The following is a 20,303-nucleotide window of genomic DNA, read 5'->3' on the forward strand; positions in this document are numbered from 1 at the left end:
TTTCTTTTCGGTTACGACGATTACAATTTAGTTACAGTCTCCATGGCTATCAGATTGAATAATTCTCCCACCTAAACGCCGTATCATCACAATTTGATCATAAATATTTCATTGAAGAACAGGAATTCAAGATACTGGACAGACAGAAAGCAGGATTACGTTTATAAAAACGGATTATCTTTTGTTAATGAATCCAGACCATAGATAAAACATGTTTTCTGTATGGTTCTGTTCTGGAAACAGGAAGAAAACTTAGCACAACTATTGACCATATTTTAATATTTTAGAACCAAAAATAGTGACAAAATTGATAAAATATTTCTGACGGATTTTAGAGCCAAATTTTCATATGGAGCAATAAATATAATCACAAATAACTTAACAATATTAAGCACTTACCAACATACTGAAATGCAAATCACAAACGATAATTAAGGTGTGAAAGTAACCTTCTGGATAGGGAGAGGCTGCATTTTTTGAAAATTGTATAACTTTGTATTTTAAACACTTGTCGTTATAAGCGCCTTATTTAGCGAAGGTAAAAAAGTATTAAACTGGTCTCTGTCAAAACGATTGTACCCTACAAACTATCCTGGGAATTTTGCCTCGTAAAAGTATATTGTTTTCGATGTCATTTTCCCACATTTCCTGCTATGTACAACACTATTTATTTTCCTAAATAGTTTCTGAAAGGAAAATTGAGCACTTGGAACCCTTAACCTGATCCGCATTTTCTTGTTACATTTCTGGAGGAGTCCAATGGCACCTAAAAAGAAAGTAGCAACCACCACTGAAGCCAAGAACTACAAGCACCCAGAGGCCGAAAGCCCGATGCGTCCTGAGGTAGGAACACAGGCGAATTTTAAGAAGAAGAAAGCACCCATAACTTATAAATATGACTCATCTCTTTCCCCGGAGCTTCGCTGGGATAGCCAGAATTCGGCGCGCGAGCAAGGGGAAGCACTTATTAAAAAAATTCTGGAAGCCGGAACGATTGAGGAAGCACATACGGCGGCCCAGGAACTAGCAGCACTTTCCAGCCCGTTTCTTAACTGGGCGGGAAAAGCCGAACGACTTTCCTTTGATGTACCTACCTTGCCACTATTTGTTCATGAACGCCTCTCCACCAAGGGTATCATCGAAACTCTGAAGAGCCATAAAATCCAATCCGCACAATTGGATATGTTCAGTCTGTTCGCCGATCCACAACACCCCGTTATCGATCAGATTTTGAAAGCTTATGAGTACAAGGACCAATGGGTCAACCGGATGATTTTGGGGGATTCGCTGGTGGTGATGAACTCGCTGCTCCAATACGAAGGGATGGGCGGACAGGTGCAGATGTTCTACTTCGATCCGCCCTATGGAGTGAAATTCGGCTCCAATTTTCAGCCATTCGTACGCAAGCGGGACGTAACCCACAACGAAGATGAGTGCATGACGCGGGAACCAGAGATGGTGAAGGCCTATCGGGATACTTGGGAACTTGGGCTTCATTCCTATCTGACCTATCTCCGTGACCGGCTTTTCCTCGCCAAGGATTTGCTGCATCCAACCGGCAGCGTCTTTGTCCAAATCAGCGACGAAAACCTGCATCATGTCCGGGAGGTGATGGATGAGGTATTTGGGGTTGAGAATTATATAGGTCAAATAGCTTTCAGAAAGACTGGGGGACAATCGGTAAGCTTATTACCGAGTACATACGACTTTGTCTTGCATTATGCAAAAGACAAAGAACGGATAAAGTTTCGTCAACTATACACAGGTAAAGATCCTGGAGAAGAAGGTGCAAAGCAGTATGTATGGGTTGAAACACCTGATGGAAAATCATACCGAAAATTAACAGACGAAGAACTTTCAAAATCTTTAGCTATACCAGAAGGATATCGCGTCTTTCGACCCGGCCCGTTAACATCACCCGGAGCCAGCATAAACACTCGGAACGAAATCACGCTTCAAGGTAAAAGTTTTTTTCCGGGTGCTAATCGTCATTGGAGCCTTGGCCCTGACGATACAGAAGAACTCGACCGTAAAGGTCGAGTTATGATAATAGGCAATACACCCTGTTCAAAGCTTTATATCAAAGATTTTCCAGTTTCCCCATTGAAGAATATCTGGACTGATACCGGCGGAAGTGGATTTTCTGAAAAACCGCTATACGTTGTTCAGACAGATTCCCTTGTCATACAACGCTGCCTCCTCATGACTACTGACCCAGGCGATTTGGTGTTGGACATGACCTGCGGCAGCGGGACCACTGCCTACGTGTCCGAGCAGTGGGGCCGTCGCTGGATCACCTGCGATACCTCCCGCGTGCCGATGGCACTGGCACGTCAACGGCTCCTTACCGCAACCTTCCCTTACTACCAACTGAGAGACGAGAAACGCGGCCCGGCGGGGGGCTTCGTCTACGTTCACAAGCAGAACAAAAAAGGCGAAGAGGTCGGCGGCATTGTCCCTCATGTCACCCTGAAATCCATTGCCAACAATGAACCGCCATCGGAAGAAGTGCTGGTTGACCGACCGGAAATCGAAAACAAGATCACCCGCATTTCCGGACCGTTCTGCGTAGAGGCGACCATCCCTACACCAGTTGATTGGGAAGGGAACGGCGAAGATGATCCCGAGATAGGCGCAGCAGAGCAGCATCGCACATTCATCGACCGGATGCTTGAAGTTCTGCGCAAATCACCTCTGCTGCACCTAGGCGGTGGCAAGTCAGTAATGCTAAAGAGTATCCGACCACCAGCCAAGACTCTTTCGCTTTCAGCCGAGGCGCTTGTGGATGCATCTGCGCCTGGCCAGAATCCAAGTCTTGAGGATGTCTGTCAGGAATCTCTAGAAATATCAGCTGGTATGCTTCCACTTACACAAAAGCCAGTCGCACTGGTCTTTGGTCCAGAAAGCGGCGCAGTGAGCGAAAAGCTGGTACATGAAGCTTTAAAGGAAGCCAACCTGAAAGGGTATACACACCTCTACGTTATTGGCTTTGCCATACAACCCAATGCACGGATACTGATTGAAAATGCCGCCGAGATTATGATTCCGGCCACCTATGTGCAGGCAACGCCTGACCTGATGATGGGCGACTTATTGAAGAACATGCGCTCCAGTCAGATTTTCAGCGTTTGCGGCCTGCCGGAAATCAAAGTCCACACGGTAAAACTGGAAGACAAGGACGATCCGGTCCGTTATCAGGTGGAACTGGTGGGGCTGGATGTCTTTGACCCGACAACTCTGGGAACCGATCACCGCAAGGGAAATGATGTCCCAGCCTGGTTTCTAGATACCGACTATAACGGACTCTGTTTCCATGTTTCTCAAGCCTTCTTCCCCCGCACCAATGCATGGGGAAACCTGAAAAAGGCGCTCAAATCCACCCACGAACAGAGCGTCTGGGATCATCTGGCCGGAACCATGAGCGCGCCCTTTGAAGCTGGGGAGAATACGCAGGTTGCCATCAAGGTGATTGATGACCGGGGGAATGAGCTGCAAGTCATCAAGAGTCTGAAGGAGGCCAACTGATGAGCAGCTTTGAGGTTAATCAACCGATTCTGAACTCCCCATACGATGAGCCCGCTGAACATTGGTATATTGAGGAGGGGCTTCAACCTGAGCGGAGGAAGGGTCGCCGGAAAGCGGGGTATTTCTACCGTGACCCCAAGGCTCCATCGAGTGATGTCATTCAAGAAGCCCGTGGTATGTGGCTGGAGTTGGCTCTGGTCAACCAGATAAGGGCGTTGGTCAAAGAGTGGCGGACTTTGGCACTTCGTGGTGAAGGGGGTGTTACCCGCACCACACAGGAACTTCTCAATTACTGGCGTCGCGACGGAAGGCAGCACCGGCTTTTTTTTGCCCAGCTTGAGGCGGCAGAGACTATTATCTTTTTGAAGGAGGCTCGGGGCGATTTCCTTCAAGGGATTGACATACCAGTTGACAATGTGAGCGAGGAGCGCAAGGCCGAGGGCTTTAGCGCTTTTCAGCGTTATGCCTGCAAAATGGCCACCGGTTCTGGAAAAACCACCGTTATGGGTATGCTGGCGGCATGGAGCATTTTAAACAAGATCAACGATCGTATGAACGCTTTGTATTCCGACGTAATCCTGATCGTCTGCCCCAATGTGACCATCCGGAACCGTCTGCAAGAGCTTGACCCGTCCAGTGGTGAAGCGAGTCTGTATCGGACTCGTGATCTTGTGCCGCCGCGCCTGATGCCTGACCTGGCCAAGGGGCGCGTACTTATGACCAACTGGCATGTGTTTGAACAGCAAGTTGTGAAGACCGGTGGAATCGGAGCAAAAGTGACCAAGACAGGGATTCCGATCCGGGTGAAAGAGACTATTACTATCGGCAAGGAAACCACTACGGCGCGGGGGAAGCGTTATCTTACCTTGGATGATTTCCAGCGGCAGCTCGGCGCAGGAATATTAACCGTCATCAGTGAGGACAATGACAAACAGGGCAACCTAAAAAAGGTCTTTGTTGAATCGCTCAAGTATGTTGAAAGCGATACTGCCATGATTAACCGGATTTTAGGGAGAGAAGTGGGCGGAAAGCAGAACATCCTGGTCTTTAACGACGAAGCGCACCATGCCTACAGGATTTCCCGACCAGAGGCTGAGGAAACTGAAGACGATCTGTTTGGTGAGATTGAGGAGAGTGTAGAGTTTTTCAAGGAGGCTACCGTCTGGATTGACGGGCTGGACCGGATACATAAGCTGCGAAAGATCAATTTCTGCGTTGATCTGTCGGCAACCCCCTATTATCTGGGACGTGTCGGGCAGGAGACAAACCGCACCTTTCCCTGGGTCGTCTGCGATTTTGGCCTGACCGACGCCATTGAATCAGGACTGGTGAAGATCCCCCAGCTTGCGGTGCGGGATACCACGGGAGCAGAAATACCGGGTTATTTCAATGTCTGGCGCTGGATACTCCCCAAGCTGACCCCCGCTGAACGGGGTGGTAAAAAAGGGAGCCCGAAGCCGGAAGCGATCCTGAAATGGGCCAATACACCTGTTTCCATGCTTGCTGGTCTTTGGGAAGATCTACGGCAGGAATGGGAGGATAACAGCGAAGACCCCCGCCCACCGGTGTTTATTCTGGTCTGCAAGAATACCAAAATTGCGAAAATGATCCACGAATGGCTGGCTGCTGATGTGAAACCGGCAGGCATCCCCTCCGCCGGAATAGCCGCCTTTCGCAACACAACTGATAAGACCTACACCATTCGGGTTGACTCTAAGGTAGTTCACGAAACCGATTCGGACGAGAGCAAGGGAGACGAATCAACCTGGATGCGTTTTACTCTTGACACGGTGGGTAAAATTGCCTGGCCAATGGATAAACAGGGAAGGCCAATCTACCCGGAAGGATTCGATGTGCTGGCGCATAAGCTGAAGCGCCCTCTTCACCCGCCGGGACGGGATGTGCGCTGTATTGTCAGTGTGGGAATGCTGACCGAGGGATGGGACTGCAGCACAGTCACCCATATCGTTGGGCTGCGTCCTTTCATGTCACAGCTGCTCTGTGAGCAGGTGGTAGGGCGTGGGTTACGTCGTTCCAGCTATCAGGTCGGGGAAGATGGCAAACTGACAGAAGAGGTAGCAAAGGTCTTTGGAGTACCATTTGAGGTGATCCCGTTCAAGGAAAACAAAGGGGGAACGACAACAAAGCCTTCCAAGCGCTATCATATCAGCGCTGTTCCCGCGAAGAAACACTTTGAAATTATCTTCCCCCGAGTGGAAGGCTATCGGCAGGCGATCCGAAATCGCATCTCCGTTGACTGGGATGCTGTTGCAACGCTTGATCTTGATCCACTCAAAATCCCGCCGGAAGTTCAGATGAAAGCCGGTCTACCCAACAATAACGGGCGCTATTCCCTGACCGGGCCGGGTAAACTGGAAAATGTTGACCTGAACCCATATCGACAGGAGCGTAGATTTCAGGAACTGACCTTTCAACTGGCGCGTGACCTGATACGGGATTATGCTTCTCAGCCAGGTTGCGAAGTACCTGTGCACATATTGTTTCCCCAGATAACAAGGGTCGTAGAGAACTATCTCAGGGAAAAGGTCAAAACGATCGCGCCGGCTAATATACTGGATGTATTCCTTTCACCATATTACGGATGGGTGATAGAACGCTTGGTAGAAGCTATAAAACCAGATACTTCGCAAGGAGAAGCCCCAGAGGTACCGCGTTATGAAACAAATCGTGGTCCTGGTTCTACCGCTGATGTAGACTATTGGACAAGCAAGGACGTTCGTGAAGTAGTGAACAGCCATCTTAATTACGCCGTTGCTGATACCAAGGTATGGGAGCAGTCTGCAACCTATCTGATCGACACCCATAAGATGGTTGATTCCTTCGTAAAAAATGCTGGGCTCGGCTTTGCAATCCCTTATCTGCACAACGGCCAATCCCATGACTATATTCCTGACTTCATCATCCGTCTGAAGACTAATCCTGTTGTACACTTGATCCTTGAAACAAAGGGTTTTGACGATTTAGCGGAAGTCAAGAGACAAGCGGCCCAGAGATGGGTCAATGCAGTTAATGCTGATGCAAATTATGGAATATGGAAATTCTCAATGGCAAGGAAGGTTGGTGAAGTTCGGGAGTTAATAGATAAGGCAGTATAATTGATGCCATATTTATATTCGAAGACTTTCATATCGGCAAAAAAACGACGTCAACAACTGTTTATTGAAACTGATAATTGATTTTTTTATGCACTCAATTCCCCAGAATTACATTGATATTATGCATGATCGCGCCCAAATCTAAGCCTGATCCCTCAAGCTCTTCAGTTACAAGGAGTGTTCCATTCTCTCCGCCACCTTCTCCAAGAGGCAGAATTCCGGTTTTTCTATAGGCATCTTTTTTCCGCTCCCAGCGTTCTCTATAGTCATCATTGCTGAGCATGCCATTGTGTTCCCAATACCAGATGGTATTGCTGTCATCATCTCGGATGGTAAAGTCTGGGAAACGTTCAATGCCATCAATCGTCAGAGGTTGTTCATACTGATAATTAATGCCTGCTGCTTTAAGCTTGTCCGCGATGATCCATTCTGACTTGGAGCGAACAAGATCTCCATTTTCTGTCAGATAAATCTGTTTTTCATCCAAATACATTGATTTGTTGCGGACTTTAATTTCTACAGGTACCGAAGAGCTGAATAGATTCGTCATCCGACGGCTAATTTCAGAAGCTGTCTCTTTGCTATACGGCATCAGATCCTTAAAATCTCCCTGATGCAGTATCACAACTTTGTCTTTTTGCCGGGTGAGCGCGGTGTAAAGCATCTCACGAGTCAGGTTCCGGCAAGGATTCGGTATAATCACAAAAGTTTTTCCAAACTCGCTCCCCTGTGTTTTATGCACCGTAAGGGCATATGCCAATTCTAGTGGTGGCGTGCTCTCCTGTGCATCAAATTCCCAGGGTAAATATTTGTAAGTAAAGCCTGGCTGCGAAGCGAGTTCGACTTCAATCTCATACGGCTTCCAGGGCTTTTTTTGGGTTTTCCGGTGGCCAGTGATAATGCCTATATCGCCATTAGCCACATACGACTTCTCTTTTTCCGGATAAGTTTTTCGTCCGCTCTTATTGGTAATATTAATGACCTTATCTCCATAAATGATCCCCTCAGGCCCAGCAGGAAGAGCTGGTCGGGAAAAACTGCACAGGTGCATAAGTGAGAAAGCTGCTCTATAATGCCCCCGAAGGAGGAGCAACATATGAGCAAAAGACCGAGAAGAAATCATGCACCAGCGTTCAAAGCAAAAGTGGCGTTAGACGCCCTGAAAGGCGACCAGACGATCGTTGAACTCTCTCAGCGATACCAGGTTCACCCAAATCAGATTACAGATTGGAAGAAACAGCTCCTTGAACATGCAGCGGACATTTTCGGTAAGGATAAGAAGACCGATCCATCATCCATCATAAAAGAACTTCATGCCAAGATTGGCCAGCTATCGATGGAGAACGATTTTTTATCCGGGGCGCTCGTTCGAATAGGAGACACGAGCGCAAAACGATGATCGACAGGAAAGATCCTCTTCCAATAACACGGCAATGCAGTCTTCTGGATCTGAGCAGATCCGGATTTTACTACGCTCCAAGCCCGTTAAGTGCAAAAGATCTGGAGCTGATGCGTCAAATCGACGAGATTCATCTGGCCTTTCCTTTTTATGGGAGCCGCAAAATTCGCGACGAACTTTGGGCAAGAAAGCATAACGTGGGTCGTGACAGGGTTCGCCGGCTGATGCGCCGGATGGGCATCGAGGCTCTGTATGTCAAGCCTAGACTCTCCCTGCCTCATCCGGAGCATGTAAAATATCCCTATCTGCTGCGAGGGCTTGAGATCAAGCGGGCCAACCAGGTGTGGGCAACTGATATCACGTATATTCCCATGGCAAAGGGATTCTGTTATCTTGTGGCCATTATGGACTGGGCCAGCCGGATGGTTCTGTCCTGGCGCCTTTCCAATACTCTGGACAGTGCTTTCTGCGTGGACGCTTTGGAAGAAGCCATCGCCAAATACGGCTGTCCTGAAATCTTCAATACGGACCAAGGCAGCCAGTTCACTGCCGAAACATTTACATATGCCCTTAAATCCAGGGGGATTACGATCAGCATGGACGGTAAAGGCCGCTGGATGGACAACGTCTTCATCGAACGGCTATGGAGAAGCGTCAAGTACGAGGATATTTACCTAAAGGCTTACAATTCTATGGCAGAGACCAAGAGGGGATTGGCCGCCTATTTTACGTTCTATAATGAAAAGAGATGGCACCAGAACTTTGACAGGAAGACTCCAGCTATGGTTTACTTTGATTCTCTACCGCAGAAACAGGCTGCGGCATGAAACTCAACCAGGAGCAGTTTCCCACTTATAAATCCCTGTTACCTGTCCAATTTATCCCGACCATCTCTCTTATCGCGCGCCGCTGCCCGGAATCCGCGAAGTGGAAGGGGTCCTGCAGTGCGAGGACAGCAGAACGAAGTAAAGCACCCGCCGCACAAGGGAACTCTGGAACGCAGCGGTGGAGGAAAGCAGCAAGCGCACAGGGAAAAGGGGTTGATTAGGGGGCCTGGGGGGAAAGAAGGGGAAAAACCGTTACTCCCGGAGGACGCGGAATAGACCTGACCAAAGCACAGAGCGGCCCTCCTTATGAAGGTTTTGCCTGGAGCGAAGCGGAAGACCTACTCTAAGAAAGGGCGCGGCGGAACAAAGAGAGTACGCGCCGTGAAGTATGCAGGCGCTTTTGCCGAATTCTGAACACCTTTTAGATAATCCGCAGCGTATGAGTGTAGCGCCCACGGGACGCGAATATTAAGCGGAGCGAATTCGCGAGGGAGTCCTTGATCCGAAGTGCGAACGGAGGATCTATAGCGAAGCGGGAACAATGCCGCCCCGGCCCACTATTTGCGTTTCCACCATGCAAACAGTGCGACGGGGCGGCTTCCATTGATGTAAGGGAAAGGGAATCGATCAATGCCTATGACAAATCGGCGAAGGTGCGCCCTTTGCTCTTTTGCAAGGGGCGTGACTGAGCCGGTACCGCAGGGTAAAGCAAGAATACACGACAGGGGGGGCATGAAATGTCAGAGGGTGCTGAGGGAAAAGGGGCGCCCTCCCGATAGGCTGGAAAATATATCAACAAATTCACATAGGCCACACTTTTCGGCGCTTGGTGCAATAGCTATTTGGACATATTTCTTTTCCATGTCAAAGGTTACGGAACCATCAAACCAAGATACAAAAGCACAATTTCTTGGGTGCCTGTACGTTCAAAGCATCGTTTTACAATTGTCGAGGGGATACCATGTATTGACTTTCTTACTTATATATTTAATTCCAGGTCACAATCTCAATTTTTTCTAAAAATGAAAGTGCATTATCAAGGCTTCTATCATCTATTAACCAACCGAGTTGTTTTGCTTTGGTTTTAATAATTTCTTTATTTGATATACCTCCTTGCTGCTTGATGATCATAAACGCCTTGGCTGCCATAGCTAATTCCATGTAATGCATATTGCCAGCGGATTTAATTCTATTCGCAATAGTTAATATCTGTTCCCATTCCAAATTATACTGCTTCTTTTTTCGTTCCAATAGCTTTAGACCATCATCAGTTAAGGAATAGTCGTATTTGGTCATCTCAAATCCTTGGTTGTTATAACCATAAACCGTTGAGGTCTCTTCGACGTAATTTAGTTCCTTCAGCTCAGAATTTGCCTCAGCCACTTTTGGAGAATACGGCCCATAAAAATGTGGGTTGTAACCAAGATCTTCTCCTATTATTACCGACAAGAAATAGACAATTTTTTGAAGTACCGTTCGGCCTGTTATTCCTTTATCAAATGCTCCGTGTGCAAATAGCACAAAATCAAGTGGTTGCATTCTCTTCTCCCTCAAAAAAGTCGGCAATATGACCTGTAATGACCTCGTCAATGACCTTTTTTAATTTTGTCCGATCAACAGGTGTGTCATAGCTCACAGGAGCATAAATTTCAACAAATGCTTGATTGAGTTTCTCATCGATTGATTTAAATAGCGTGGATTCTTCTTCAAAGGTAGATGGTGACTTAATCCCCTTTTCAACAGGAATCGAAGCCTCATCATTTCTGGACATTTCACGCACGGATTTGATTTTATAATCATATACAATCAAGTAATTTGAATTGTTAGGTGAGCATGTTATATTGCCATTACATTTTTCGGAAACCAATTTGCATACATGCTCCCATAAATGGGATTCCAGCTTGGCACGCAATACCTTATTTTTTGGCTTTGAGATGCCTGAAAGGTATAACCTGCAAACTTCAGGTAACTCCTTGATTTGTTTCTGATAAATTCTCTTGAATAAATTTCTGTTTTTCAACCGAGTCAAAAGATCATGGCATTCTTTACCTTTAAATTTGTCATCAGTCAGCGTCACCATAAACTTTGAGTCATCCCATAGAAGATACTCTTCCAAGTATTTTTGATCAGATTTGTAGGTATAAAGATCCTGGAGAGAATCAATCTTGTCATGATCGATGCCACATGTAATTGCTCTTACTAACATTTGGTCTGTAATCAACCTAACTCGGTGGCGATAAACTTGATTGGTAATGTAGTACTTTGCTAAAACAAACTGTTCCACAGCATGCACACCGTCTTTACTGATCATTAAGTATTTGCCTTCTACATCATCTTCTACCCACCTTAATTCACGGTGGAGTTGATTTAGATCAAAAACACCGTATTTTACGCCGCAAAAATAACTATCCCTCAACAAGTAATCCTGTTTATCTGCATCGAGAGGGCCGGAAACGATGGAATGCAACAGAGGATCACCGTAACCTGACCCTAAAATCTTAATGATTTTATCGATGTCAGATTGGCGGATATATCTATTAAGTTCTTCGCTCTGTTTGATAATATCACCAGTAATGGATTCATGGATTTTGTATGTATTATCTGGTTCTCTTTTATCAGAATATATCTCAAGGATATCTTCGGAAATATGGGAAAATGGACCATGCCCAATATCGTGGAGTAGAGCTGAAAGGCGCAAAAGATCCCGCTCCTCAGCAGAAACATCGAGCGCTTTGGCCATCAAGTCCGTAACATGGCAAACACCCAATGAATGTTCAAACCGGGTGTGTAGTGCGCCTGGATAGACGAGGTTGGCGAAGGCAAGCTGGCGAATACCGCGTAACCGCTGGAATACTGAACTATTAACGATGTCGGCTTCGGTTCCAGTAAGCCGGATAAAATTAAAAACCGGGTCTCGTATCTCTCTGGCTTCGCTCATCTCTGCACCTAAATGTTGAATAATAAACTTTTTCTGGTAAGTTCTCTAGCATAGAGATCTAAAATAAGTATTAGGATCAAAAATAAGGACTGAAAACAAACTTCACAATTTATGAGAATTTTGTCAAAGATTACTGCTCGAAATCAAGGAAATTTAGCATTCGTGACACCTATCTGACTTCAGTAAGTAATGATCCGATTTCATTAATTCCCACAACAGACCAACCGTGGAATTATTAAAGAAAGTCCAGCCTGCTGAAACAAGGCCACAGAGAGAGTGGTATCACCCCCCGGCGGCTAATTATCCAGAAGACCAAATCATGGGACTTGTCGTATTTACAAAACGCACTAAATTTTTTTGAAAAAGTGGGCACTATTCAATAATAATTAGGGAATCCAACGGAATGTCTTATGGTTATACATCTGGATCAATGTAAAATGGCTACAGTCATAAACAGTTTTTTCTTAATATTCATCAGCAATAGGCGGAGATAATCCGCCTATTGCTGTTCATACTCGTTTGATTGCCAAAAATTTCAATTCTTTCTCAACTTACTAATCGAATCCCTTATCTCTATTAAAATTGATGTAATATGATCATAAGCTGCCAGCTTTGCCTCATCAAGTGTTGGGAATTTATTTTTTGAATTGTAAACAAATGAATCATTTTGTTCATCAGCAACAATAAAAGTCCAACGACCAAAACGCTGTTGGATGATAATGCGATAACCACTATCAGAGATATATAAATTTCCTTTTTCTGAAGTCCTCCAAACCATTGATAACCATTGTTCACGCAGAAGATGGCGGTTTTTAATCATAAATTCAAGATACTGCGATGTCCATCTTTTTGGCCTTGCAATTTGTCTTTTTAATTCTCTATCGCGCCGCCATGCTGTTTCAGGATCATCTTCCATGTACCCTGCACAAACGCCTCCCACGTGCAATACCTCGGGAAAATCTTCATGCGTCATATGATAAACGTAGCGAATCATATTTGATTCGCACATTTGGCACTTTATCATGGGCTCACCAAGATCTTCAACATATGAACATTTCCAGCCCTTGTGCGGAATTCCGGCAACTGACCATTTTCCACGTTTCTTAGTAGAATAATATCCCTCGTGTTTATTAATCTTTACGTCTTCCTGTATATTAGTTAATTTTCTTGTCATATTTATCCTCATCCTCACATTTTATGAGAAGGCAACAAGCCATTCAATTTAGAATTCATCCTCATATTTATTGTAATTATTTAACACCTGAATGATCAGGTATCTTATATAGCTACTCATTGATCTACCACTATCCCAGGCTAGTTCTTGAAGAGCCTCTTTCTGTTCATCCGACAACAGTGTTGTAACCCGGTTTTTTTGCTCATACGGATTTTTCATAATTAAAACTTCCTCATATGGGCTGATTACTACCTAATTAAATTTATGAACTCGCAGTGACGTCAGTGATTTTAGTGATGTTGTACTTAGAGAAAATCTTTTTCATTTTTTCTGGCTCCCATGTTAAGCAAGCGAATCCGCCTGTCCCTCTTCCAGTTTCTAAACCGATCTTCTGAAGCATATGAGATAAGGTCTTATTATCAGAAGGAATTCTCAGTGCATTAGGAACAACATTGTTATATTTGTTCCTAATTTCAGAAAGATATAACCTCCCTCCTTTTACACTTATTTTAAGGTCATATAGAACCTGAATTAATACTTTCAAGTCTTCACTAATATTAACCCTACTATTTCCGTATAATTTTAGCACTTTACTGACCTGCCCCATATAATATCTAGTTAAATAAATAGCACTACTCACAGTATCGCTTGATATTATCGTGGATTTTAGCTCACCATATCTACACATCTCATTGATAATATGCAGAATTCCAGTAAATTTAAAAAAATATGTTATCAATTTAGGAATAAATACTTTGGCCCGTTCAGAAAGAAACTTTGAATCTTCTAAAATTTCGTTAATGAACGTCACAAACATCACTGACGTCACTTCATCGAATACGAGTATCTTCGGCTTACAAAAACCTTCATTCATTTCCAACGGGATTTTAGTACATTGAAGCACCAATTTTTCCCAGAATTGTAAATGTTTGGGATCTATGCCTTTCTTATTGAATGTTGTTTTTCTAATATTTGGACATTCCAACAGAAACCGTGGGAACAGCCCATCTTCAAAACTGGTTTGTCCCATGATAGACGGTAATACCATCGGCTGTATCCCGCCCAAAATTGACGCCCCTGTGTTTGGAATGAATTGACTACCTTTTGCACGATCAATTTTCCAAGACATCGCATCAAAAAGCATAATATAGTGTTGGCGATCATTCCCACCGTGTGTCTTATACTGATCCATTCCGCGGAAAAGACCCGCCAGCTCATCAATAACAATGGTAACGCCACGAGGAGTAACACCAAATACAAAGGCAAGAGCCGGGATCGTGGAATCAGAAACAATTGTGTGCTCCATTACAGGCTCTTCAGGCTTTTCCGGTAAAGCCCCTTTCCCTTTCTTAAATAAGGCTTTATCTTTCTCATACTGGAGCAAAGCTTTTTCGTAATCCTCTAATCTATCTTTATAGTTGGACCTTTGTTTAGACTGAATTTCATACAATATTTTAATATAGGTATTAAGTGTCGGACTTTTACCCGAACCAGACTCTGCAATCAATGTAAACCATATAAACAGTGGCACCTCCATTCCGTATTTTGGTACCACGCGAATAGTGTTACCGACAACACCGGAAATAATGGCCATGGCAATGCCGCCACCAACTGATGGTGGCATTTGGATGGCTTCGGATACATTCATGATCAAATCTTGGAACGGCTGTGGAAATATATTTAGAGAATAACCAATTTCCGGCAAAAGTTTTTCATCCGGCTCAACTTCAGCAATAAAGGGTTCTTCGCCTTCTTTAAGACTTGCATTAATGGCGTCTATCTGAGCAAAAAAATCATATTCTTCAGTATTTTGAATACTCATTGTTACCACCTCCCCCGCAACCACAATAACCGCTGATACTGATTTTTTTCTTCGCGGAAGTGTCCAGGCAGGCGGCTCAATCTCGTTGGATTCTTACAAGCCGGGTCAAAGCCCATTGGTATAAGGCACTGCTTGTATAACCGATCTTTAATCTGAAAATTCCATTGATCATGACTTGTAACACTGGCAATCTTCTGGATATCAATCCATCCATGAATACTTTTTCCACCACTGTAAACGAGGGCGGCAACAGGCAGATCTACAGCTGCCCAAAATCTAAGTTGATCCTCGTAGTTAAGATTATCGTGTTCTACTATGCAGTAGCGAAAGCACTCAACGTTTGCATCTCCTCTGAACGTCGAACCACCCCCAGACTTTTTAATAGCCGGTAAACCATTCAAAGGATTGACAATGATAAATGGCGCTGTTCGACCTTCATTATTGAAATGATCAAGCCATGCAGCAGTGGTTTTTATGTTAGAATTCATAATTCCGGGATCTGTACTATCTGCAATGAAATTCAAGTCAGTCGGCAGATACATCGCTTCTAGAAACAGCCCTGGATGCAATGATGGATCTTCGGGAATTGGAATCGGTGACAAATCTGCAAGATCACGTTCATTACAGAATTCAGCCTTACCGATAATGAACCGAAGAATAGCCTGGCCATCATGCGAATTTTCTTTAATGTTTTTTGATATGTGCAACAAGGATTCCGCCGTGCGATCACTATGGTCGGCTACGGCGCGGATGATAGCATCTTGAATTTCTCTGTCTTGTACAACCCGATTTCCGCTTTTTAGACACTCTTGGATATCACAAAATATCTGCTGTGGTTCAATTCCAGCGAGAACTCCATAATTTGCAACCCCCAGAAGTGCAGGATGACAACCATCACCAGGTGCCGGAAGAACAGATAAGGAACGTTGATATTTTCGGACAAAGGAATCTCTCTTCACAAGAACAACCTCGTTCCTAGATTATCGCCCTGATCTTTTGAAATCTGTTCATCAACCGGACGATATATTTCTTCAGTATCAGAAAGTTTATAATAGGAAGTTTCCATAGCCCTAGTTTCCTATACACGCTCAATGTCATAAGCATCCTTCGTCATGACAGGATTCATTTTCAGCCATGAGATTAAATCCTCACGTAAATAAAATATTTTTCTATTATGACGATAATATTTTGGACCGATCCGTTTGCACCGCCAATTTGCCATCATGCCTTTGGTCGATCCAATTGCGGCAGCAGCCTCCTCAGTCGAATAAGCCAATTTACCAATGAATTTATCCATATAATTACCTCCCATGATCAATTTTGATTAGAATATTTTAAGAAAAAGAAAAATGGGAGAGGGATATAACGTTCCACTGCTTATCTGTCACCCTATGCAGGGTGCCAAGAGTCAAATCAAAAAATCATGGATTTTTTATTTCTGTGGAGGAAAGTTACTTGGTAGTTTTTTTATATTATTTACGGGGGAAATATCTCTTTACAAGAAATGCAAGGAAAGGAAAGGTTAGCAATAGGTTAAACAATAAAGGAAAAGGGGTTAACGATCCATCGCTAACCCCTTGATTTTCCTGGTGGAGCTGAGGGGAGTCGAACCCCTGACCTCTTGAATGCCATTCAAGCGCTCTCCCAACTGAGCTACAACCCCGTTGAATTGGAAGGGGACGTTTAACACAGGGCTCGCATCCTTGTCAACAGATTTTTCTTGACAAGAGAAGGCGGGCTGGGCTAATCAGGACCTGCGCCGGAGTGGTGAAACTGGTAGACGCAGGGGACTCAAAATCCCCCGATCCTTGCGGTCATGTGGGTTCGATTCCCACCTCCGGCACCAAGTAAAATCAGATCTCTGAAGAGACATAAAGGGGCCGAGAGCCCCTTTTCTTATTTAGATCCGGTAAAAAATTATCCCCACTTTGTCCCCCTTATTTAAGCGAGAGAGAAACTATCTGCGAACCTTGAAGCGATGGAGGGGGGTGGTACAAGCGTTCAGATCTCCTGTGTAGTCAACATTGACTTCATGTCCGGCATAATAGGCGGATAGCAAGGCTGATGCCTTTACATTGTAATTCGGCTCACTCTGTGACAGACGAAATATCCGATTGCATCCGGAATTCCCTTGAAGTGTAATTTCCAGGCTGTCGTCATGCAGCAGAATGCCTGTGATAGCGAGATAGCCGGCGGAATGCCACGTTGCGACGGCTGGGCTTGAAAGAAAAAGGGTAATAATCATGGATGCAATCAAAGACTTAAATATTCTTGTACACATAACGGTTCTCCTTTCCTTTGAGGCATTTCGTTGTTTTATTGTTCCTATTTTAACGAATCAGCACGGGCGCCATGGTGGAACAAAGCCAATCTATGTTGAATTTTGATGGCTTGCTGCTCATGAGAATAGGTAGAGCTAAGGGTTGGGTCTGGGCAGAAGAATGTCTTACGTTGTGCGGGGACTCAAATTCGATTCTTTGATCGGAAGGGCGCAGGCCGGCGAAATCCTGCATCGCCTGAACCCATAGTCTGCCCCGCATATGATTTGTTCCGGCGCCGGTCGGAGACCATTCGGGACGTTTCCGGCAAGGACCGATACTCACGGCAAAACCGGTTCCGCTATACCATATTAAGTTTAGTCCTCCCTCTGGACAGCAAGGTCCAACGCCGTTGCTTCCGTCATCATATCCGGGAGTGAGGCTCGCATTGGGAATGATGGTGCAGTCCTCGCTGTCCCCGACCATGACGGTTACAGGAAGGCGAGCAGCGCGCTTGAACAGACTTTCTGAAGGATAGAATTCGAAATCGCGATCTGAACCCCACGAAATGGTGTACCGCCTCATAGAATCCATGCCGTCTGTCCACCTGATCGAGCGGTCGGGGAAGGGGTAGGTACCTGCTGAACTGATCACCATCGCGGCCACACGGTCAGGGTGCGTAACCAGGTAGCGACTCAGGAATTGGCCCCCGGCAGAGTGTCCATAGAAGAGGGCCTTCCTGCTGAAGATCTCGGGATGCTTGTGTTGATAGGCGTCAAGAATTGCGTTTACGAACCCGTCTGCATCGCTCACCCGGGGTTCGACACCGCTTCGATGTCGACCGATCATGCCGCGATAACCACCCAGCGGACCAGAATCACCCCCAAAGTCTGTTTGATTAAAGACCGGCGCGATCACGGCAAACCACTGCGAATCAGCATCCGCTTTATACCTGTTCAAATAATTCAGCGCCGCCGTTCTGGCCCCCTGGTCACTGTTTATTGACCCATGCACAAGGACAACCATTGTCAATGGTTTGCTTCCGATTGGCATGGGTATGCGGTAGTCGGCGCTCGATCCGGCAGGAAGATATTGGTAATACTCGCCAATAATGACGCCATCGCGATCATGTTGCTTCAATACGATCTGTCCAGCTTCATCAGAGAGTCGATCCGGCACTTCAGCGAGGGCCACGGGAAGGACCAGAAAGGCCAGGTAGAAAGAAAGCAGTAACGATATGGCAATCCGGTTAAATGGAGCCACACCACGTCCGGTTGATGGGCAAAGCCGGATCCGCAATCTTAATGCTTCATTAAGAATGAAAGATTTCAAGTCTACCCTGTCCATCATTAACCTCCAATTTGACAACACTCGAAAATAAGGATGTGATGGAAACCTGTTGGTTATATGAAAATCATCTTCAAAAACAAATATTTGATCCCTTAATACATTTATTTTTCAATAACAATTTTCATCATAAGGTTTGAGGAAAACTTTTTTGAGAAAAAAACCGATTTTAATTTTCAAGGTTTTAAAACTTCCCAATGGGACTCCAGAAGCCTTTTCAGGAAATTTTTCAAGATCACAATCGCAACCTCAAGCTCACGCTTATCCTCATCCCGATGATGACCGGATGCCTCCGGCTCTCCCGTATTTGCCTCCGTTGGATTATTGATCTTTTGCAGAGCTGCTTCACGATTACGTATTTGCTCCTTAATTGTGGCAATCTGTTGCTCTCTCGGCATGGATGAAAGCAGTTCCGATGGGGTCACCTTCACCCCTCCATCCAGAACTTCTATCCGAAACAATGATTGTAACGTCATTTTCCGTCCCTCCTGTTTCTTGATGTTCACAGCGTGTCCGTCCATCCCCTCCGTCTTTTCGTGCCATTTGCCTGCCATGCCCTTTTTAGAAGATGCCTTTGATGTTCCATCCTGTCATGACTGAATCAATCCGAGTCCCTGTGAGGCATGGAGTTTACCATCCCGGTTTCAAGCATTTCTATGGATTGACCATTGACAAACCCCCCTTAATTGAATAGAAGGAAAGCTCATAAGGAGGCGATGGAAAAGGTTTTCTTTGAACTTTTTAACACGTTTTGCCTCCCAAATCCCCACCTTAAAATAGCAGGTTCGAAAATAAACAAAACCCATGATCAAGACCAATAACCTTAAGATAGAACGTATTACGCCCGTCATCGCGCCGAAGGACCTCCGGCAGGTGTTTCCGGTCTCCGCCGCTGCGGGGCTATTTGTCACACAAAGCCGTCAGCATATCATCAACATTCTGAATGGCCTGGACCCGCGCCTGATGGTAATCGTGGGTCCCTGCTCGATTCACGATCCGAGGGCCGCCCTCGAATATGCCGACCGGCTCGCCGCTCTCTCCCGGGAGTTGGAGGATCAGCTTTTTCTCATCATGCGCGTCTATTTTGAGAAACCGCGCACGACCATCGGCTGGAAGGGCTTGATCAACGATCCCGACATGAACGGCACGCACCAGATCTCAAAAGGCCTGGGCATCGCGCGAAGCCTTCTTTGCGACATCACCGCGAAGAAGCTGCCCATCGCAACGGAGGTGCTTGACCCCATCACTCCCGAATATCTGGCCGATCTTCTCAGCTGGGGGGCCATCGGCGCACGCACGACGGAATCCCAGCCTCACCGTGAAATGGCCAGCGGGCTTTCCTTCCCTATCGGCTTCAAGAACGGAACCGACGGCAATCTTCAGATCGCCGTGGACGCCATCAGGTCGGCGCTCCATCCCCACAGTTTTCTCGGCATCAACAAGGACGGAAAAACCGCCATCCTGCAGACAACAGGTAATCCCGATCTCCACATCGTTCTCCGTGGAGGATCGAGAAAGCCGAATTACATGCCTGAAGACATCGCGAGAACGGCGGATCTGCTGAAGAAGTCGCACCTTCCGCTGAACATCATGGTGGACTGCAGCCATGCAAATTCTGCGAAGGACTACACCAAGCAGCCCCTGGTGCTCGATCACATCCTGTCGCAAATTGAATCGGGCCAGGGAAGCCTCTGCGGAATCATGATCGAAAGCAACCTGGAAGCGGGAAATCAGCCGATTCCCAAAGATCTTTCCCTTCTGAAATACGGCGTCTCCATCACCGATCCCTGCGTTGACTGGCAAACGACAGAGAAAATGCTCCGCCAGGCGCAGGCTCGGTTGAAGGCCTGCGGCGGGCGACCTCTCCTGCATTCCCCTTCTTAAAAACAAACGGGAA

At 45.8% G+C, this 20,303-nt stretch carries 14 protein-coding genes and 2 tRNA genes; 5 read left to right on the forward strand and 11 right to left on the reverse strand.

What is annotated here, in order from left to right; all coding sequences use genetic code 11:
* Positions 1 to 759 precede the first annotated feature (759 nt).
* Both ACJ77P_RS12280 and ACJ77P_RS12285 read left to right on the forward strand, forming a co-directional pair.
* Complete coding sequence (locus ACJ77P_RS12280; RefSeq protein WP_408998393.1) at positions 760 to 3,525, forward strand: site-specific DNA-methyltransferase; 2,766 nt, start codon at positions 760 to 762, stop codon at positions 3,523 to 3,525.
* Entirely contained in the window at positions 3,525 to 6,641 is a 3,117-nt protein-coding gene (locus ACJ77P_RS12285; RefSeq protein WP_408998394.1) for a BPTD_3080 family restriction endonuclease, read from the forward strand. The genes ACJ77P_RS12280 and ACJ77P_RS12285 overlap by 1 nt, the downstream gene beginning before the upstream one ends.
* A 94-nt stretch (positions 6,642 to 6,735) precedes the next feature.
* Here ACJ77P_RS12285 and ACJ77P_RS12290 read toward each other — a convergent pair whose 3' ends face one another.
* Positions 6,736 to 7,692, reverse strand: a complete 957-nt coding sequence (locus ACJ77P_RS12290; protein WP_408998395.1) for an ATP-binding domain-containing protein — start codon at positions 7,690 to 7,692, stop codon at positions 6,736 to 6,738.
* Between the two features lie 45 nt (positions 7,693 to 7,737).
* Here ACJ77P_RS12290 and ACJ77P_RS12295 point away from each other — a divergent pair.
* Positions 7,738 to 8,867, forward strand: a protein-coding gene (locus ACJ77P_RS12295) for an IS3 family transposase (protein ID WP_408998396.1) whose coding sequence is annotated in 2 segments (ribosomal slippage) — positions 7,738 to 7,996 and positions 7,996 to 8,867 — 1,131 coding nt in all. Because the reading frame shifts where the segments join, the coding sequence is not laid out codon by codon here.
* 987 nt (positions 8,868 to 9,854) lie between these two features.
* Here ACJ77P_RS12295 and ACJ77P_RS12300 read toward each other — a convergent pair.
* The 7 genes from ACJ77P_RS12300 to ACJ77P_RS12330 form a co-directional block, all read right to left on the reverse strand.
* Positions 9,855 to 10,406: a hypothetical protein gene (locus ACJ77P_RS12300; RefSeq protein ID WP_408998397.1), complete on the reverse strand. Its 552-nt coding sequence runs from the start codon at positions 10,404 to 10,406 to the stop codon at positions 9,855 to 9,857.
* Positions 10,393 to 11,805, reverse strand: a complete 1,413-nt coding sequence (locus ACJ77P_RS12305; RefSeq protein ID WP_408998398.1) for an HD domain-containing protein — start codon at positions 11,803 to 11,805, stop codon at positions 10,393 to 10,395. Before ACJ77P_RS12305 ends, ACJ77P_RS12300 begins: the two co-directional genes overlap by 14 nt.
* 535 nt (positions 11,806 to 12,340) lie before the next feature.
* Complete coding sequence (locus ACJ77P_RS12310; protein ID WP_408998399.1) at positions 12,341 to 12,979, reverse strand: hypothetical protein; 639 nt, start codon at positions 12,977 to 12,979, stop codon at positions 12,341 to 12,343.
* Between the two features lie 262 nt (positions 12,980 to 13,241).
* Positions 13,242 to 14,801 carry a DUF3987 domain-containing protein gene (locus ACJ77P_RS12315; protein ID WP_408998400.1) on the reverse strand — a complete coding sequence of 520 codons (1,560 nt, stop codon included), beginning with the start codon at positions 14,799 to 14,801 and terminating at the stop codon, positions 13,242 to 13,244.
* A gap of 2 nt (positions 14,802 to 14,803) precedes the next feature.
* The gene (locus ACJ77P_RS12320; protein WP_408998401.1) at positions 14,804 to 15,760 is read right to left on the reverse strand and encodes a hypothetical protein; all 957 of its coding nucleotides are present in this window, start codon (positions 15,758 to 15,760) and stop codon (positions 14,804 to 14,806) included.
* 119 nt (positions 15,761 to 15,879) lie between these two features.
* Positions 15,880 to 16,098, reverse strand: a complete 219-nt coding sequence (locus ACJ77P_RS12325) for a hypothetical protein (protein WP_408998402.1) — start codon at positions 16,096 to 16,098, stop codon at positions 15,880 to 15,882.
* Positions 16,099 to 16,388: 290 nt separating this feature from the next.
* Positions 16,389 to 16,464, reverse strand: a tRNA-Ala gene (locus ACJ77P_RS12330).
* Between the two features lie 95 nt (positions 16,465 to 16,559).
* Here ACJ77P_RS12330 and ACJ77P_RS12335 point away from each other — a divergent pair.
* Positions 16,560 to 16,647: transfer RNA gene (locus ACJ77P_RS12335), tRNA-Leu, on the forward strand.
* 111 nt (positions 16,648 to 16,758) lie between these two features.
* Here the strand turns inward: ACJ77P_RS12335 and ACJ77P_RS12340 are convergent.
* The 3 genes from ACJ77P_RS12340 to ACJ77P_RS12350 all read right to left on the reverse strand — a co-directional run bounded on the left by ACJ77P_RS12340 (position 16,759) and on the right by ACJ77P_RS12350 (position 18,882).
* On the reverse strand, positions 16,759 to 17,082 hold the full coding sequence (locus ACJ77P_RS12340) for a hypothetical protein (protein WP_367359929.1): 324 nt from the start codon (positions 17,080 to 17,082) through the stop codon (positions 16,759 to 16,761).
* A gap of 49 nt (positions 17,083 to 17,131) precedes the next feature.
* Entirely contained in the window at positions 17,132 to 18,409 is a 1,278-nt protein-coding gene (locus ACJ77P_RS12345; RefSeq protein ID WP_367359930.1) for an alpha/beta hydrolase family protein, read from the reverse strand.
* Between the two features lie 173 nt (positions 18,410 to 18,582).
* The gene (locus tag ACJ77P_RS12350; protein ID WP_408998403.1) at positions 18,583 to 18,882 is read right to left on the reverse strand and encodes a hypothetical protein; all 300 of its coding nucleotides are present in this window, start codon (positions 18,880 to 18,882) and stop codon (positions 18,583 to 18,585) included.
* 328 nt (positions 18,883 to 19,210) lie between these two features.
* On the opposite strand from ACJ77P_RS12350, the gene ACJ77P_RS12355 reads away from it, so the two are divergent.
* Positions 19,211 to 20,290: a 3-deoxy-7-phosphoheptulonate synthase gene (locus tag ACJ77P_RS12355; protein ID WP_408998404.1), complete on the forward strand. Its 1,080-nt coding sequence runs from the start codon at positions 19,211 to 19,213 to the stop codon at positions 20,288 to 20,290.
* The last annotated feature ends 13 nt before the right edge of the window (positions 20,291 to 20,303 follow it).

This window comes from Syntrophus buswellii (assembly GCF_046097065.1).
In the GTDB taxonomy this organism is placed as follows: Bacteria; Desulfobacterota; Syntrophia; order Syntrophales; family Syntrophaceae; genus Syntrophus; species Syntrophus buswellii.